Genomic DNA, 17,740 nt, shown 5'->3' with positions numbered 1-17,740 from the left:
CGGCTGTTGTCGGGATCATGGCTGCTTGGCTCCTGGTCCCGAGGCCCCCGGCCCCGGTGCCGCGCCGGTCTGCCCCTTCTGGTCGCCTTCGCTGCTGCTCCGTTTGGCGCGGTGCTCGCCGTCCTTGCCCTGTCCGTCCTTTTGCCCGTCCTTGGCCTGCCCATCCTTCTTCTGGCCATCCGGGCCGCGCGTGCGCTTGCGCGGGGCGAGATCGGCCGACGGTGTCTGGTCATCGCGGCCGACGACCACCTTGGAGCCGTCGGACAGATTGGCAAAGCCGGTCGTGACGACCTTGTCGGTCGGCGACAAGCCGCTGGCAATGACGGCGTCATGCTCGTTCTGCTGGGTCACGGTCACCGGCTTGGCGGAGACGACATTGTCCTCGCCGATGACGTAGCTGAAGGTGCCGATCGGTCCGCGCTGCACCGCCGATGTCGGCACCACCAGCGCCTGCATCAAGGTCTCGACCTTGAGGCGGACATTGACGAACTGGCCCGGCCAGAGCTGGTAATTGGCGTTGGGGAATTCCGCCTTGAGCTTGAGCGTGCCGGTGGTCTGGTCGACCTGGTTGTCGATGCCGGTCAGCTTGCCGGTGTCGATCACGGTGATGCCGTCATTGCCGAACACGTCGACCGCGAGCGTGCCCTTCGACGCCGCTGCGTTGACGCGCATGATCTGCTGCTGCGGCAGGCTGAACCACACCGCGATCGGCTGCAATTGCGTGATCACCAGGAGGCCGGTGGCGTCGGCGGCGTGGATGATGTTGCCCTGGTCGACCTGCCGCAGGCCGGCGCGGCCCGAAAGCGGCGCCACGATCTTGGTGTAGCTCAACGTCGCCGCCGCATTGTCGATCGCGGCCTGGTCGGCTTTGACCAGCGCCTCGGTCTGCGCGACCGCGGCGCGCTGGGTGTCGGCCTGTTGTTTGGAGCCCGCGTTGGAGGCAGCTAACTGCTCGTAGCGCGTAAGGTCGATGCGCTGGTTGGCGAGCTGCGCCTCGTCCTGCGCTTTCTTGGCGACGGCCTGATCATACGTCGCCTGGTAGAGCGCGGGATCGATCTCGCCGAGCACGTCGCCCTTCTTGACGTCCTGGCCCTCGGTGAATTTCACGGCGATCAGCTTGCCGTCGACCTGCGAGCGCACGGTCACGGTGTTGAGCGCGCGGATCGCTCCCACGCCGTCGAGATAGACCGGGACGTCCTGGATGCGGGGCGTCGCCGCCAGCACCGGCACCGGCAGATCGGGCCGCTGGTTGCGGCCATTCGCCTGCTGCGGCTGCTGATGCCAGACGGTCCAGCCGAAATAACCGAGCCCGCCAAGGATGGCGAGCGTGATCAGGGTCATGACGAAGCCGCGGCCGCGCGATTTCTTCGCCGTCCCTTCTTTCGCGCCTTCCTTCGTATCCGGCTTAAAGAGCATTGACCGGTTTCTCCATTCGCGGCTCCCAGCCGCCGCCGAGCGCCTGATACAGGCTGACGATGGCGAGAAGCCGTGCGAGTTGGGCCTGCCACAACGCATCTTCGGCCTGAAATAGTGTCTGCTGGACGTTCAGCACAGTCACGATGTCGGCCGTGCCGGCGCGCAATTGCTGCTCGGCGAGATCGAAGGCGCGCTTCGACGAGGTAACGACATCGCGCTGCAATTGTAGCTTGATCGTGGTCTGCTTGATCGAATACAGCGCGTTGTCGACGTCCGCAAACGACTGGATGATGGTCTTGCGGTAGGTCTGGAGCAACTCGTCCTGCCGCGCCTTGGCGAATTCGAAATTGCCGAGGATCTTGCCGCCGTCGAAGATCGGCTGCGTGGCGCTGCCGACGAGCTGGAAGAAGGCCGCATGCGGCTGGAACAGCGAGACCAGCGCCGAGCTCTGATAGCCGCCATTGCCGGTGAGCTGGATCGTCGGAAAGAACTGCGCGCGGGCATTGCCGATGTTCGCGGTCGCCGAGGCGAGCTGTGCCTCCTGGCGGCGGATGTCGGGCCGCTGCGTCAAAAGCTCCGACGGCAGGCCGGGCGTGACGCGCGGGATGGCGATCTTGTTCAGCGAGCCGCCGAGCACGCGGACGCTCTCCGGCGGCCGCGATACCAGCACGGCGAGCGCGTTGACGTTCTGGTCGAGCGTCTGGCGCAGCGGCGGCACCAGCGCCTTCTGGTTGGCGACCACGCTCTCCTGCTGGGCGACGTCGAGATCGGTCCCGGTGCCGGCCTTGCGGCGCTCGCGGATGGCATCAAGGATGCGCTGCGCGCTGGCGATGTTGCTCTGGGCGGTACGCAGGCGATCCTGCGAGGCCAGCACCTGGAAATAGGCGTTGGCGACGCCGGCCAGCGTCGTCAGCGCGACGACGTCGCGATCGAACCGGTTGGCATTCGCCGTCTCTTCCGCCGATTGCAGCGCATCGCGGTTCTGGCCCCAGAAGTCGAGCTGGTAGCTCGCGCTCAGCGACGCCGAATAGTTGACGACCTCGCGGCCGCCGATGGACAGGCCCGAGGCGCTCGAACCCGAGGTGCGTGAATAGGTTTCCGATCCGCCGCCCGACAGGCTCGGCAGCAGCGCCGCGCCCGCCTGCCGCGCCTGGGCGTCGGCCTGGACGATGCGCGCGACGGCGGCGGCGATGTCGAGATTGACGGTCTGCGCCTCCTCCATCAGTTGCGTCAGTTCCGCGGAGCGAAAGCCGCGCCACCAATCCAGCGACGGCGGCACATCCGGCTTGCCCGCGTATTTGTACTGCGTGGGAACATCGAGTGCGGGATCGGGCAAATCCTGCGTCAGCACGCAGGCGCCTGAACTGGCGGCAAGGCACGCCACGGCAGCCCATCGCGCCGCGCGCGACGTCCGGAACGTAAGGCCGGGAGATTGCCTCATGGCGACCGCAGGACCATCCTGTGTCACATCCACCCCCCGCCGGGCAGATCGATCCGCCACCGCAGAGCCGGATTAACCGATTCGTGGCGGGACGGCCGGGGGCGTTTATGTAACTCGTTCACAGCCGTGATGCTTTCTGCGGAACCTGAAGTTCATACTAGCGGGGCGCGGAACAGGGGGACAGTCCCGCACCTGCGAAATGCGGCCTCGAATGCGTCGATGCCGAACTCACGCAAATACAAAATATGCCTGTGTCACAGGGCTATTTTGTATTCCAACCTCGGCCCGGGGCGCATTCAAGCTTACCAAGATTTCATGTGATATTGCCGCCACGCCGACGCCAGGGCTACCGGTCCCGCCAGGCGCTCCACCGAAACCTGCGCCGCGGCGCACCGCAGCTTCCCTGGCCTTAGCTGAGCGCACGGCGCGCTATGATCGGGTGCTGGCCCGCAATTGCGCTGTGCACACGGCGGTGGACTGCCGGAGGTACCCCGCCAGCCCCTTGGCGACCGGCGCAGCGCACACCTATATCATGCGCATGATTCGACGCTGACCGTTTGCGGGGCGCCCTCGGGTCCAGCGATATGAGGCGTATGGGGGCGCCTGGCTCGCGGTCGGACAGTATCCGTTCAGGTGATGGATCTGCCGATGTCGCATACCATCTCGGTGACGTCAGACACCATAGACACAGTGCTTGCCGATCTGCCGCGCATCGTTCGGCTCGCACTCAGTTTTGGCGCACGGCTGCGGCGAGGAACGCTCGACGTCACCCTGCCCGACGGACGCGTGATCCGCCTCGGCGGCCAGGAGCCGGGCCCGAATGCGGCGATGCGGCTGCACAATTACGGCTTCGCGTCGCGCCTCATCAACGGCGGCGACATCGGCATCGCGGAGGCCTATCTCGCCGGCGACTGGGATACGCCGGACCTGACGCAATTCCTCTACCTGTTCTGCGTCAATCACGATCTGATCCAGGCCATGCTGAACGACAAGCCGCTGATGCGGTTCGTCCAGCTGCTGCAGCACTGGTTCAACCGCAACACCCGCCGTCAGGCGCGGCGCAACATCCATGCCCATTACGACATCGGCAACGCGTTCTATTCGGCCTGGCTCGATCCCGGCATGACCTATTCCTCGGCGCTGTTCGAGGAGAGCACCTGCGATCTCACGGCAGCCCAGACCAACAAATACCGCCGGCTCGCCGAGGCGCTCGACCTGAAGCCGGACCAGACGCTGCTCGAGATCGGCTGCGGCTGGGGCGGCTTCGCCGAGTTCGCCGCAAAGACCTTCGGCACGCGCGTGGTGGGCCTCACGATCTCGACCGAGCAGCGCGATTTTGCGCAGAAGCGCATTCACGAGGCGGGCCTTGCCGACAAGGTCGAGATCCGTCTTCAGGATTATCGCGACGAATGCGACCGCTACGACCGCATCGCCTCGATCGAGATGATCGAGGCCGTCGGCGAGCAGTTCTGGCCGAAATATTTCGCCCAGTTGCGGGACCGGCTGCTGCCCGGCGGCCTCGCCGGCATCCAGGCGATCACCATCCAGGACAGGCTGTTCCAGAGCTACCGGCGCGAGGTGGACTTCATCCAGCGCTACGTCTTTCCCGGCGGCATGCTGCCCTCGCCCGCCGTGCTCAAGTCGCTCGGCGACACGTTCGGCCTGCCCGTCATTCGCGAGCGCATCTTCGGGCAGGATTATGCCAAGACGCTGGCCACCTGGCGGAATAACTTCCAGACGGCCTGGCCGGGCCTCGTGCCGCTCGGCTTCGACGACCGGTTCCGGCGGCTGTGGGAGTATTACCTGTCCTATTGCGAGGCCGGATTCCTGTCCGGAAATATCGACGTCCGGCAAGTCATCTTCGCAAAGCAGCAATAAGAGTTTGCGGGCTCGCCTTGCAAGGGTCGCTTGTAAGGCCCGCCACCCTACTTTAGGGTCGCGCCCACCCTATGATCCAGCCGGTAATTGCCTGACATGACCATCAAAAATGACGTTGTCGAAGCCATCGGCAACACCCCGCTCATCAAGCTCAAGCGCGCCTCCGAACTGACCGGCTGCACCATTCTGGGCAAGGCCGAGTTCATGAATCCGGGCCAGTCGGTGAAGGACCGCGCCGGCAAATGGATGATCCTGGAGGCCGAGAAGCGCGGCGAGCTCAAGCCGGGCGGTCTCGTGGTGGAGGCGACCGCCGGCAACACCGGAATCGGCCTCGCGGTCGTGGCGAGCGCGCGCGGTTACCGCACGCTGATCGTGATCCCGGAGACGCAGAGCCAGGAGAAGAAGGATTTTCTGAAGCTGTGCGGCGCCGAGCTGGTCGAGGTGCCGGCCCTGCCCTATGCCAATCCCAACAATTATCAGCATGTTGGTCGCCGGCTCGCCGACGAGCTGCGCAAGACCGAGCCCAATGGCGTGCTGTTCGCAGACCAGTGGAATAACCTCGACAATGCGAAGGCGCACTACGAGTCGACGGGTCCCGAGATCTGGGAGCAGACCGGCGGCAAGGTCGACGGCTTCGTCTGCTCGGTCGGCAGCGGCGGCACGCTCGCCGGCGTCAGCCGCTATCTGAAAGAGAAGAACAAGGACGTCCGGATCGCCTGCGCCGATCCGCATGGCGCCGGCATGTTCGAATATTTCCGGAGCGGCGACGCCAAGGCGACGCCGGGCGGCTCGATCACGGAAGGTATCGGCCTCAACCGTGCGACCGCAATCGTCGAGAGCGCGAAGGTGGATGACGCCTATCTCGTTCCCGACGCGGAAGCCGTCACGGTGATCTACGAGTTGCTCCAGCACGAAGGCCTGTGCCTCGGCGGTTCCACCGGCATCAACATCGCCGGCGCGATACGACTCGCGAAACAGCTCGGGCCCGGCAAGACCATCGTGACCGTGCTCTGCGATTCCGGCAGCCGCTATCAGTCGAAGCTGTTCAATGCCGACTTCATGCGCGCCAAGAACCTGCCGGTGCCGGAATGGCTGGAGAAGCGCAGCAACATCAAGCCGCCGTTCGTCTAGGCCGGGAGGGTTGCGGCCGCCCGGATTTCGAAGTCCGGCTCAAGTTGAGCCAAGCCGCGGTGCCGTAGCCGTAAGGTGGGCAAAGCGAAGCGTGCCCACCTTGCTTGCCGGAGACTGCGGACGGATGGTGGGCACGGCGCAAAGGCGCCTTTGCCCACCCTACGGGGTCACCGCAAGATCTGGCTCAAGAACAGCTTCGTCCGTGCGTGCTGGGGAGCGGCGAAGAACTCGTTCGGCGTATTGGCCTCGATGATCTGGCCCGCATCCATGAACACGACGCGGTTGGCGACCTCGCGGGCGAAGCCCATTTCGTGAGTGACGACCAGCATGGTCATGCCCTCCTCGGCGAGGTCGACCATGGTGTCGAGCACTTCCTTGACCATTTCGGGGTCGAGCGCCGAGGTCGGCTCGTCGAACAGCATTACCTTGGGGTTCATCGTCAGCGCGCGTGCGATCGCGACGCGCTGCTGCTGGCCGCCGGACATCTGTCCGGGAAACTTGTTGGCCTGATGCGGGATCTTGACCCGCTCCAGGAATTTCATCGCGTTGACTTCGGCGTCCCTCTTCGGGATGTTCCGCACCCAGATCGGCGCCAGCGTGCAATTCTCCAGGACGGTCAGATGCGGGAACAGGTTGAAGCTCTGGAACACCATGCCGACCTCGCGGCGGACCGCATCGACGTGCTTCAGGTTCGGCCCGAGCTCGATGCCGTCGACGACGATCTCGCCCTCCTGGAATTCCTCGAGCGCGTTGATGCAGCGGATCAACGTCGACTTGCCCGAGCCCGAGGGGCCGCAGATCACGATGCGCTCGCCCTTCTTGACCTCGAGGTCGATGTCGCGCAGCACATGGAACTCGCCGTACCATTTGTTGAGGCCGGAAATCTTGACGATGGGGTCGGACATGATGACCTCGATCAGTTGCGACGGTGAGCGTTGAGGCGGTGCTCGACGAAGAGCGAGTAGCGCGACATTCCAAAGCAGAAGATGAAGTAGATGATCCCGGCGAAGGCAAAGCCGGTGAACGCGGTCGACGGCGTCGACCATTTCGGATCCGAGAACGACGCCCGGAGCGAGCCCAGCAGGTCGAATAGCGCCACGATCGAGACCAGCGACGTGTCCTTGAACAGCGAGATGAAGCTGTTGACGAGGTTCGGAATGACGTGGCGCAGCGCCTGCGGCAGCACGATCAGCGAGGTCGTCTTCCACCAGGACAGGCCCAGGGCGGCCGCCGCCTCGCCCTGCCCGCGCGGGATCGCGGCCAACCCGCCGCGGACGTTCTCGGCCTGATAGGCGCCCGTGAACAGCGAAATGCCGATCAGCGCGCGCACCAGACCGTCGACCGTGAAATTGCCCGGCAGGAACAAAGGCAGCATGTAGGTCGCGAAGAACAGCACGGTGATCAGCGGCACGCCGCGCCAGAACTCGATGAAGGCGATCGAGAAGATCCGGATTAGCGGAATGGTCGAGCGGCGGCCGAGCGCCAGCGCGATGCCGATCGGCAGCGAGGTGACGATGCCGGTCACGGAGACCACCAGCGTCACCAGAAGCCCGCCCCACAGATTCGTGGTCACGACCGGCAGGCCGCCGTGATCGAGCCCCATCAGCTTGATCACGACCGCGATGCCGACAAAGGTGGCGATGCTGGATGTCAGCGCCCGGCCGCCGGTGCGAACGCCGCCGCCGACAACGAAGGCGATCAGGGAGACGACCGCCGCCGTGATGGCGAAATCGGCCCAGACCGACTGGCCCGTCGCCTGGAGCTGGTCACGCAGCCAGGTCAGCGGAAAGATCAGCCAGTAGATCGCGCTGCCGACCAGCACGATGAGATTGCCGGCCAGCCAGAAGAGCGGTGCGATGGCTGAGGTCTTGGCGAGACTGAGCAGAGCCTGCCCGGCGCCGATGATGCTGTCGTCGAACAATTGCAGCAGGCCGGCCGTCCAGCTCAGGCCGAACCCGGTGATGCCGCCGCCGTGCAGCAGAAAGAACGCCACCACGGGAAAGGCGAAGAAGAAGAGACTTGCGTTCAGTCCTTTCGCCGGCAGGCGCGGAATGAGCAGCGGCAGCAGCAGAGCCGCCGCCAGGATCAGCGCGAGATTGACCCGCCAGCGCTCGGCCTCGGGATAGAAGCCGTAGATCAGTTGCGGCAGCTTGGCCTGGATGAAGGGCCAGCAGGCGCCGACCGTAAAGCCGGCATTCTCGGTCAGGCACGCCGTGCGATCCTTGCCGGTCCAGACCGCATCGACCATCAGGAACTTCACGGCAGGAATGACGGTGAACCAGAGCAGCAAGGCGCCGACGATCGTGAGCAAAATGTTGGTCGGCGAATTGAACAGGCGCGTGCGCATCAGGCCGATGAAGCCCGTGGTCTTGACCGGCGCGGGACGCTCGGTGAGCAGGTCCCGGCGGACATAGGCGGACGAGATGATGTCGCTCATGCGCCCAGACTCCGGCTGACGCGCCAACCGTAGACGCTCATGACGGCGCTCGTGAGCAGCGAGATCAGGAGGTAGACACCCATCGTCATGGCAATGATCTCGATCGCCTGCCCGGTCTGGCTCAGCGACGTGCCGGCGAACACCGAGACGAGGTCGGGATAGCCGATCGCGACCGCCAGCGAAGAGTTCTTGGTGAGGTTGAGATACTGGTTGGTCAGCGGCGGCACGATCACGCGCATCGCCTGCGGCACGACGATCAGGCGCAACGTGGTGCCGCGGCTCAGCCCCAGCGAGGATCCCGCTTCCATCTGACCGGAGTGGACAGACAGGATGCCGGCGCGCACGATCTCGGCGATGAAGGCCGCGGTATAGGTCGACAGCGCCAGCGTCAGCGCCACGAATTCCGGGATGACTCTTGAGCCGCCGGCAAAATTGAACCCCTTGAGCTGCGGCAGCTCGAAGGTGAAGGGCAGGCCGAACACCAGCACGGCCGCGAGCGGCAGCCCGAACAGCAGGCCCAGCACATAGGGCCAGATCCGGATCATCTGACCGCGCTGAAATAGCGCCCGCCGCGCATAGAAGCGCAAAACCCGCGAAGCGACGATGCCGAGGACCAGCATCGCCAGGAACGGCTCGAAGCCGCCCTCGCCGATCGGGCGCGGAATGACGAGCCCACGGTTGCTGATGAAGGCGATGCCCAGCAGCGAAATGCTCTGCCGCGGATTGGGCAAGGCCGCGAGAACCGCCAGGTACCAGAACAGGATCTGGAACAGCACCGGCAGATTTCGGCAGATCTCGACATAGATCTCGCCGACGCGCGACAACAGCCAGTTGGGCGACAGCCGGCACAGCGCGACGATGAAGCCGATCACGGTGGCGAAGAAGATGCCTACCACCGAGACCACGAGCGTGTTCAAAAGCCCGACCACGAACACGCGCAGGAACGTGTCCGAGCCGGTGTAGGGGATCAGGGTCTGGTTGACGTCGAAGCCGGCATTGTTCCGGAGGAAGCCGAAGCCGGCGGCAATGTGCTGGTTTTCGAGGTTCGTCCGGGCGTTGGAGACGATCTCATAGCCAATCCAGCCCAGGATCGCCGCGAAGGCAAACTGGACGGCGACGCCGTTCCAGCCTGCCTTGCCGCCCAGAACGCGCCTGATCTTCAGCGCGATCTGGGCCGGCGGTTTTCGAGCCTCGGTGCTCATCGCCGCGGATCAGGCGGGATCAGCGGATCGGCGGCGCGTACTGAAGACCGCCCTTATTCCAGAGATTGTTGAGGCCACGGCTGATGCCGAGCGGCGAACCGGCGCCGACGTTGCGGTCGAACACCTCGCCGTAATTGCCGGTGGCCTTCACGATCCGCACCACCCAGTCCTTGGTCAGGCCGAGCTGTTCGCCGAAATTGCCGTCGCTGCCGAGCACGCGCTTCAGCTCCGGATTTTCCAGTTTCGCCTTCTCGTCCACGTTCTTCGAGGTCACGCCGAGCTCTTCGGCGGTAACCATGGCGAACAGCGTCCATTTCACGATGTCGAACCACTGGTCGTCGCCGTGGCGCACCATCGGCCCGAGCGGCTCCTTCGAGATGATTTCGGGGAGCACCATATGGTCGTTGGGATTGGCAAGCTTGAGGCGGTTGGCGTACAGGCCCGACTGGTCGGTGGTGAAGACGTCGCAGCGCCCGGCTTCATAGGCCTTGACGGTCTCGTCGTTGGTGCCGAACGCGATTACCTCGTACTTCATGTTGTTGGCCTTGAAGTAGTCGGCGAGATTCTGCTCGGTGGTGGTGCCGGTCTGGACGCAGACCGAGGCGCTGTTGAGCTCGAGCGCCGAATTCACCTTGAGCGACTTCTTCACCATGAAGCCCTGCCCGTCGTAATAGTTCACGCCGGTGAAGTTGGCGCCGAGCGAGGTGTCGCGCGAGATGGTCCAGGTGGTGTTGCGCGAGAGCACGTCGATTTCGCCGGATTGCAGCGCCGTGAAACGATCCTTGGCGGACAACGGCACGTACTTGACCTTGGTCGCATCGTTGAAGATCGCGCCTGCGATCGCGCGGCAGAGGTCGACGTCAAGCCCGGTCCAGTTGCCCTTGTCGTCGGGCGAGGAGAAGCCGGGCAGGCCTTGGCTGACGCCGCAGGACAGCATGCCCCGGTCCTTGATGGTCTTGAGCGTTTGCGCATCGGCGGCCTGGGCGGAGAGGCCGGCGGCGACAGCGAGAGTGAGAGCCAGGGTTACGCGTTTCATGGGCTGAAGGCCTTTCAAAGTCGTCTCAAGGTCAGGAATGGCGTCTTTGGGATCGTCTCCGCCAGGGCTAGCCGCATCAAGACTAGCCTTGCAAGAGTCATGCTGGAAAACCTTGCCGAACACTCGCCCATCCCGGGAGGCCATACCTTAATCCCCGCCGCAGGCGTCCGCCGTTATGGCTGTGACGCAAGGTCCGGTCAGGCGATGGATCGAAGGTCGCGGCAGCCCCTCAACATGCGGCGACTGAATAGCACCCGCGCATCTCAGAACGACTGGCGAGCCGGGTCAAGGGGTTGACGGGACTCTTCTGTGTTCTGTTATTAACGGCAGCGGCCTTCGGCCGGCCCGCGGGCGCGGCGCGCCCGGTGGAAACGCGCTTTTTGAAAGCAGACGCATGGATTCCTCGCATCCCGCCCAACAGCACGCCGAAACCCGGCTGGTGACCTCCGGCCGCGACACCAAGGCGCAGAAGGGGTTCGTCAATCCGCCGGTGTTTCACGGTTCGACCGTGCTCTATCCGACCGCTGAGGACCTGCACGCCCATCGCGGCGAGTTCCAGTACGGCCGCCACGGCACCCCCACCACCAGGGCGTTCCAGGAGACGCTGATGGCACTGGAGGGGCCGCAATGCGCCGGCGTCGGCATCGTGCCGTCAGGCCTGTCGGCGATCTCCACCACCCTGCTCTCGGTGCTGAAGACCGGCGACCATCTGCTCGTCTGCGACAACGTCTATCGGCCCTCGCGCAATTTCTGCAACGGCATGCTCGCGCGCCTCGGCATCGAGACCACCTATTTCGATCCGCTGATCGGCGCGAGCATCGACAAGCTGTTCAAGCCCAACACCCGCGCGGTGCTGGTGGAGGCGCCGGGCTCGCAGTCGTTCGAGATGCCTGACATCCGCGCCATCGCCGAGGTCGCGCATGCGCGCGATGCGCTCGTCATCGACGACAACACCTGGGCGACGCCGCTCTATCATCGCTCGCTCGACCAGGGTGTCGACATCAGCATGCAGGCCGCCACCAAGTATATCGGCGGCCATTCCGACATCATGTTCGGCACCATCTCGGCCAACGCCAAGGCGTGGCCGCAGATTGCCGAAGGCATCCGCCTGCTCGGCGTCTGCGCCGGCCCTGACGACGTCTTCCTGGCGCTGCGCGGCCTGCGCACGCTGTCGGTACGATTGGCGCAGCATCACCGCTCGGGGCTCGACATGGCGCGCTGGCTCGCGGCCCGCCCCGAGGTCGCGCGCGTGCTGCATCCGGCGCTCGAGACCGATCCCGGCCATGCCATCTGGAAGCGCGATTTCACCGGCGCGTCGGGCCTGTTCAGCATCGTGTTGAAGCCGGCGCCGCAGAAGGCCGTCGACACCATGCTCGACACGCTCAAGCTGTTCGGCATGGGCTTCTCCTGGGGCGGCTTCGAGAGCCTCGTGATTCCCTTCGATTGCGACGCCTATCGCACCGCCACGAAGTGGTCGCCGGGCGGCCCGACCCTGCGACTGCACATCGGCCTCGAAAGCGTCGACGATCTCAAGTCCGATCTCGATCGCGGCTTCGCTGCCCTCAAGGCGGCAATGTGAGCCTGCTCACAAGGCATCGCGCCTCGGGACGCGGCAATCGCGCGCCGGCGGACGCGCAAAACGCGCGCCGCGGGAACGCGCAACCGCCGCAAACGTTAACGCGGATGCGCCAACAAAGGGTTTGAACCGCTGACGTTTGGCGCTAGCCTCACCAATCGACTCCAATCCGGACGCGGAGCATGGGAACGTTGGTTCTGCTCGATCTGATGGGCGGCGTGGCGCTGTTGCTGTGGGGCCTGCACATGGTCCACAGCGGGATTCTGCGCGCCTTCGGCCCGGACCTGCGGCGGCTGCTCGGCAAGGCGCTCGGCAACCGATTCAACGCGTTCGCCGCCGGGCTAGGCCTTACCGCGCTGCTCCAGAGCAGCACGGCGACGGCGCTGATCACCAGCTCATTCGCGGCAGAAGGCCTCGTCAGCCTGGCCGCCGCGCTCGCCATCATGTTGGGGGCCAATGTCGGCACGACGCTGATCGTGCAGGTGCTGTCGTTCAACATCGCAGCCGTTGCGCCTGTCCTGTTCGTGCTCGGGCTCGTCGCCTTCCGCTCCGGCCCACGGTCGCGGATCAAGGATATCGGGCGCGTATTCATCGGTCTCGGCTTGATGCTGCTGTCGCTGCACATCCTGCTCGACACGCTGGCTCCGGCGGAGAACGCGCCGGGTGTTCGTGTCATGATGTCCGCGATCACGGGCGATCCCGTGCTCTGCATCGTCATCGCCGCGCTCGTCACCTGGGCGGTGCATTCGAGCGTCGCCAGCGTGCTGCTGATCATGTCGCTGGCCTATTCGCAGTTCATCACACCTTACGCGGCCCTCGCGCTGGTGTTGGGGGCCAATCTCGGCAGCGCCATCAATCCCGTGTTCGAGGGCGCCCGGCGCGACGATCCCGCAAGCTACCGCCTGCCGCTCGGCAATCTCGCCAACCGCGTGATCGGGATCGCGCTGGTGCTGCCGTTCCTGAATGGGATCGCTGAGCACATGCACGCCTGGCAGCCTGATCTCGCCAGGATGACGGCGGCCTTCCACATCGCCTTCAACGTAGGCACGGCCGTCATCTTCATCGGCCTGCTCGACATCATGTCCCGGCTCCTGACCCGGCTGCTGCCTGATCGCGTCCGGGAAGACGATCCGGCCCGGCCGCGCTATCTCGACGAGAGCGCGCTGGAGACGCCGTCACTGGCGCTCGCCGACGCCGCGCGTGAGACCTTGCGCATGGGCGATCTGGTCGAGGTCATGCTGCGCAAGGTAATGGCGGCGATGATGACCGGCGACCGCGCGCTGGTCGACCAGGTCACGAAGATGGACAATGTCGTTGACAGCCTCGACGAAGCCATCAAGCTCTATGTGACGAAGCTGATGCGGGGCAGCCTCGACGAGAGCGAGGGCCGGCGCGCGATGGAGATCATCTCCTTCGCCATCAACCTCGAGCATATCGGCGACATCATCGACAAGAGCCTGAGCGAGCTCGCGACCAAGAAGATCAAGCGCCGCTTCCAGTTCTCGGCCGAGGGCGCCGAGGAGCTCGCCGCCTTCCACAAGCGCACGATGGACTCGCTGCGGATCGCCTTCGGCGTCTTCATGTCGGGCGATGCCAACGAAGCGCGCAAGCTGCTGGTGGAGAAGACCACGCTGAAGAACACCGAGCTCGCCGCCGTCGAGCGTCATCTCGACCGCTTGCGCGAGGGCCGCCCCGAGACCATCGAGACCACCTCGCTGCATCTCGACGTGCTGCGCGACCTACGCCGCATCCACTCGCATATCTGCTCGGTCGCCTATCCCGTGCTCGATGCCGCCGGCGAGCCTTATCGCAGGAGCGAGGCGGATGCCGCCCTGCCCGCCTCCGGCGCGGCGTCGGCGTTACCGCGCTAGCGGCGCGTCTCAGCGTTCCAGCGTCCTCGAGGCGCGGCCGCGGTTCTTGATGATCAGCATGATGTTGCGGATATAGATGATGGTCGCGAGCGCCTGTCCGAGGATGATGACGGGCTCGCGCTTCACGACGCCGTAGACCAGCGTCATCAGCCCGCCGCCCATCGAGCAGAACCAGAACGCCATCGGCACCACGCTGTTGCCGGCCCGCTCGCTCGCGATCCACTGCACCAGGAAGCGTGCGGTGAAGAACAGCTGCGCGACGAGGCCGAACGCCAGCCAGAAATCGAACTTGGCGACGAAGACGTCGTAGAGATAGTTATTCAACGCCTGACCGTATTGGATGATCATGCCTTCACCTCAGTCACATCTGGTGTCGGCTTCTTGCGGCGGATCAGCCACCACACGCCGACGAGATCCATGATGCCGATCCACAGCCGGTCGAAGAAACCATAGTTTGACACGCCGGAATGGCGCGGCCGGTCGATCACGTCGACATAGGCGATCTCGTAGCCTTCGCGGCGCACCAGCGCCGGCAGGAAGCGATGCAGCCCGTCGAAATAGGGCATCATCAGGAATACGTCGCGCCGGAACGCCTTCAGGCCGCAACCGGTATCGCGCGTTCCGTCCTTCAGAATCGCATTGCGGACGCCGTTCGCCACGCGCGACTGGAATTTCTTGAAGCCGGTATCCTTGCGTCCGACACGCTGACCGGCAGCGAGACCGACGCGCCCCGCCCCCTTCTCGACCGCCGCGATCAGGTCGGGCAGGAAGGCGGGATTGTTCTGCCCGTCGCCGTCGAGCGTCGCCACGATCGTGCTGCGCGCCGCGCGCACGCCACTGCGCACTGCTGCCGACTGGCCGCCTGATCTGGCATGGCGAAGCTGCCGGAGATTGTCCCGCTGCTGCATGATCGCGCCGAGCCGTTCGCCGGTCGCGTCCGTCGAGCCGTCGTTGACGTAGATGATTTCATAGGCCCAGCGGCCGTCGAGCGCCGCGCCGATCTCCTCGATCAGCGGCGCGATGTTGTCGGCTTCGTTGCGCACGGGAACGACGATGGAAACCGAAGGCTGGGACGACGACAAATCGAAAGCTCGTGGTTGGAATTGGCCTGCCCCGGGGAACCGGCGGTCCCGGCAGGCAGCCGCTTTTATGGGGCGGATGCCCCGTGGGCAACCCTTTTGAGACGGCCCGAGACCGCCCCTGCAAGAGGCACAATGGTGCCGTCGGCGCGGATGGCAAAGCCGAGCCTCCGGGCCGCGAACCAGTAGCGCACTGCCATGGCGCCGACCATGCCGACCAGAGCGCCGGCGACGACGTCACTCGGATGATGCGCGAGCAGCACCAGCCGGGTCAGCAGGATCACGATTGCGTAAGTGAACATGAACACGCGCAGGCGCGGCCACAGCGCCGAGACCGCAAACGCCAGCGCAAACGCCGTCACCGCATGACCCGACGGCAGGCTGGCATAAGCCCCCGTTCCCTCGAACGGGATGAAGTTGAACGGATCGGCCTTGCCACTCACGAACGGACGTCCGCGACCGATGAGATATTTCAGGATCTCGGCAACGAACACGGACAGGGCGACAGACAGAAACATGAACTGCAGCCGCGTACCGAGGCCGAGCAGCAGCCCACGACGGGTGCCGTGCAATCCCGCTGCAACGAGCGCCAGGAGCACCAGCGTCCCCCCGAGCACCGAGAGCACATACTCGTCCTTGCCGAAATCGGTAAGGATACGGATCGGCCACAGGCTCGGCGTGCCGCGCGTCGGCATCAGCTGGATCTCGGTCTGATCGAACGCGAGCATCAGCACGATGATCAAGGTCGCACCGGCCGCACTGAGCCACAGCGAATGCCGCGCCAGCTTTCGCGCGGCTTCGGCGCGGCGCGAATGCGAAGGCGTACGGACGAGCTGCACCAGGGCATGGCCCGACACCGCGAGCAATTGCGCGGGATAGCCCGGGCGTGGCGCGCTGTCGGCCGGCGCCGGCATCTACTCAGTGCCTTCCGAGCGGAAGATCGAGATCGAGATCGCGCGCCCTTGCGAGAAATTATAGCCGTCGATGCGGGTACCTACCTTGTAGCGCAGCCCGATCGCCTCGGCCCGCTGGACGAAGCTGCGCTCCGAGCGCTGCTCGATCAGCGCGAAGCGACAGCTCCCCTGCCGCAGGAAATCCGCCGCGCCCGAGCCGTCGGTGAGCAGCGTCTGCGTGCCCGTCAGGAACACGAGGCTCGGCTCGTGATAGCCGGCGGCGGCTGCCTTCGGCCCGACGCAGGTGACGTTGCGAAGCGCGCGTGCGATCTCGATGCTCGGAAACAGCGGGGTCAGCGACGGCAGCACGATGCCGTAGACCACGACCGCGAGCATCAGCGCTGCGACCAGCGCGTTGAGCAGCGAGCGCTCGGCGCGGTTGGTGTCGAACAGCCACCAGGCGAACAGACCGAAAATGAGCGAGGCCGCAATGAACGGCCAGGCCACGAACGCCGGTTGCCGCGTCAGCATGACCGCGCCGACCACGGCGATGATCGAGGCGGCAGCGGGAATCGCAAACCACCAGGCCGAGCCGCGCGCGAGCCACGAGCGCGACAGCACGTTGCGCTCCAGCGCACCGACGGTGAGGATCGCGATCGCCGGATACAGCGGCAGCACGTAATGCGGCAGCTTGGTCAGCACCGCCTCGAACACGATCCAGGACGGGATCAGCCAGGCCAGCAGGAACTGCGCGCCGGGCTCGCGCCGGGCCCGCCACACCGCCGGCGCCGCCATCGCCGCAAGCGGCGCGCCGGGCCAGAACGTGATCCAGAACAGCGCCAGATACAGTCCGGGCGGCGCGCCATGGGATTCCTGGGCGCCGATTTTGCTCAGCATGTCGCCGCCGACGGAATCGGCGAAGAAGGCATCGCCCGCGCGCCAGAAGATCGCGACGAACCAGGGCAGCACCAGCACCAGCATCCACATCAGGCCCCAGAGCGGACGCAGCTTCCACAGCCACGAGGCATCACGGTCCTGGATCGCGAGCGCGACGATGGTCAGGCCCGCGAACATCAGGATCAGCGGACCCTTGATCAAGATGCCGACCGCGAGCGCGGTCCAGAAGATCGCGGGCCAGCTCCAGGGCGGATGGGTCTCATCCTCTGCGCGCTGCCACGACAGATAGGCGCGCGACATCGCGCCCATCGCGGCGGTCACGCAGAACAGCAGCATCGCATCGGTTTTCGCGAGGCGTGCTTCGACGCCGAGCAGCACCGAGGCGCACATCAGGAGCGCGGCGAGCACCGCGGCGCGCCGCGTGACGAAGCCGAGCGCGGCCCAATAGGTCATGAGCACGGCGCCGATTGCGCCGATCAGTGACGGCAGCCGGTACACCCAGATCCGCAATTCGGCCTTCGGCAGCTTGAGCGCGGATGCGGCTTCAACCGCGGCCGACTGCAACCAGTAGATGCCGACTGGCTTCTTGTAGCGGACGTCTTCCTGGAAGCGGATGTCGACATAATCGCCGCTCTCGACCATCTGCTTGGTGGCCTGCGCAAAGCGCGCCTCGTCGCGGTCAACGGGCGGAATCGTGAAGAATCCCGGCAGGAATAGCAGCAGCGCACACAGCAGCAGGAAGCCAACCGCGCGGGCGTGACTGGCCGTGGCGTAGTCCAGCATAAGCACGAGCCGGCTGCCCGGATTCACGGGCGCTTTCGGCTCGCGGGGTGCTCCAAAACGGGGGCTGGGATAGGTCTCGGCCATTGGTTCCGCTTACGCT

14 protein-coding genes are annotated in these 17,740 nt (G+C 65.3%); 4 read left to right on the top strand and 10 right to left on the bottom strand.

Features of this window, described 5'->3' with window-relative positions; translation table 11 throughout:
• Positions 1–15: 15 nt before the first annotated feature.
• Both CT676_RS00970 and CT676_RS00965 read right to left on the bottom strand, forming a co-directional pair.
• Complete coding sequence (locus CT676_RS00970; protein WP_135213589.1) at positions 16–1,416, bottom strand: efflux RND transporter periplasmic adaptor subunit; 1,401 nt, start codon at positions 1,414–1,416, stop codon at positions 16–18.
• Positions 1,406–2,857 carry an efflux transporter outer membrane subunit gene (locus CT676_RS00965; RefSeq protein WP_244623020.1) on the bottom strand — a complete coding sequence of 484 codons (1,452 nt, stop codon included), beginning with the start codon at positions 2,855–2,857 and terminating at the stop codon, positions 1,406–1,408. The genes CT676_RS00970 and CT676_RS00965 overlap by 11 nt, the downstream gene beginning before the upstream one ends.
• 648 nt (positions 2,858–3,505) lie before the next feature.
• On the opposite strand from CT676_RS00965, the gene CT676_RS00960 reads away from it, so the two are divergent.
• Complete coding sequence (locus CT676_RS00960; protein ID WP_135213587.1) at positions 3,506–4,735, top strand: cyclopropane-fatty-acyl-phospholipid synthase family protein; 1,230 nt, start codon at positions 3,506–3,508, stop codon at positions 4,733–4,735.
• A gap of 96 nt (positions 4,736–4,831) precedes the next feature.
• On the top strand, positions 4,832–5,866 hold the full coding sequence (locus CT676_RS00955; RefSeq protein ID WP_135213586.1) for a cysteine synthase A: 1,035 nt from the start codon (positions 4,832–4,834) through the stop codon (positions 5,864–5,866).
• Between the two features lie 167 nt (positions 5,867–6,033).
• Here the strand turns inward: CT676_RS00955 and CT676_RS00950 are convergent, their stop codons facing one another.
• Genes CT676_RS00950 through CT676_RS00935 form a run of 4 tightly spaced genes read right to left on the bottom strand, consistent with a single transcriptional unit; the run spans position 6,034 to position 10,541 of the window.
• Positions 6,034–6,771 (bottom strand): amino acid ABC transporter ATP-binding protein, encoded by a 738-nt coding sequence (locus CT676_RS00950; protein WP_063983419.1) that lies wholly within the window; start codon positions 6,769–6,771, stop codon positions 6,034–6,036.
• A gap of 11 nt (positions 6,772–6,782) precedes the next feature.
• Entirely contained in the window at positions 6,783–8,303 is a 1,521-nt protein-coding gene (locus CT676_RS00945; RefSeq protein ID WP_135213585.1) for an amino acid ABC transporter permease, read from the bottom strand.
• Positions 8,300–9,505: an amino acid ABC transporter permease gene (locus CT676_RS00940; protein WP_135213584.1), complete on the bottom strand. Its 1,206-nt coding sequence runs from the start codon at positions 9,503–9,505 to the stop codon at positions 8,300–8,302. Before CT676_RS00940 ends, CT676_RS00945 begins: the two co-directional genes overlap by 4 nt.
• Positions 9,506–9,524: 19 nt before the next feature.
• Positions 9,525–10,541, bottom strand: a complete 1,017-nt coding sequence (locus CT676_RS00935; RefSeq protein ID WP_135213583.1) for an amino acid ABC transporter substrate-binding protein — start codon at positions 10,539–10,541, stop codon at positions 9,525–9,527.
• Between the two features lie 394 nt (positions 10,542–10,935).
• Between CT676_RS00935 and metC the strand changes: the two genes are divergently transcribed.
• The gene (gene metC / locus CT676_RS00930) at positions 10,936–12,120 is read left to right on the top strand and encodes a cystathionine beta-lyase (protein ID WP_135213582.1); all 1,185 of its coding nucleotides are present in this window, start codon (positions 10,936–10,938) and stop codon (positions 12,118–12,120) included.
• Positions 12,121–12,299: 179 nt separating this feature from the next.
• Positions 12,300–13,988 (top strand): Na/Pi cotransporter family protein, encoded by a 1,689-nt coding sequence (locus CT676_RS00925; RefSeq protein ID WP_135213581.1) that lies wholly within the window; start codon positions 12,300–12,302, stop codon positions 13,986–13,988.
• Positions 13,989–13,997: 9 nt separating this feature from the next.
• On the opposite strand, the gene CT676_RS00920 is transcribed toward CT676_RS00925, so the two are convergent.
• The 4 genes from CT676_RS00920 to CT676_RS00905 form a co-directional block, all read right to left on the bottom strand.
• The gene (locus CT676_RS00920) at positions 13,998–14,336 is read right to left on the bottom strand and encodes a lipid-A-disaccharide synthase N-terminal domain-containing protein (protein ID WP_071914138.1); all 339 of its coding nucleotides are present in this window, start codon (positions 14,334–14,336) and stop codon (positions 13,998–14,000) included.
• Positions 14,333–15,070: a glycosyltransferase family 2 protein gene (locus CT676_RS00915; RefSeq protein WP_135213580.1), complete on the bottom strand. Its 738-nt coding sequence runs from the start codon at positions 15,068–15,070 to the stop codon at positions 14,333–14,335. The genes CT676_RS00920 and CT676_RS00915 overlap by 4 nt, the downstream gene beginning before the upstream one ends.
• A gap of 65 nt (positions 15,071–15,135) precedes the next feature.
• A complete protein-coding gene (locus tag CT676_RS00910; RefSeq protein WP_135213579.1) occupies positions 15,136–15,981 on the bottom strand; it encodes a phosphatase PAP2 family protein in 846 nt (281 codons plus the stop codon).
• Positions 15,982–17,724, bottom strand: coding sequence for a glycosyltransferase family 39 protein (locus tag CT676_RS00905; protein ID WP_028151725.1), 1,743 nt, complete (start codon positions 17,722–17,724; stop codon positions 15,982–15,984).
• Between the last annotated feature and the right edge of the window lie 16 nt (positions 17,725–17,740).

Origin of the sequence: Bradyrhizobium sp. MOS001 (assembly GCF_004634465.1) — a bacterium.
Classification (GTDB): Bacteria; Pseudomonadota; Alphaproteobacteria; order Rhizobiales; family Xanthobacteraceae; genus Bradyrhizobium; species Bradyrhizobium barranii.
The sequence above is the reverse complement of the archived record's forward strand: the minus strand, read 5'-3'. Positions and strand labels throughout refer to the sequence as shown.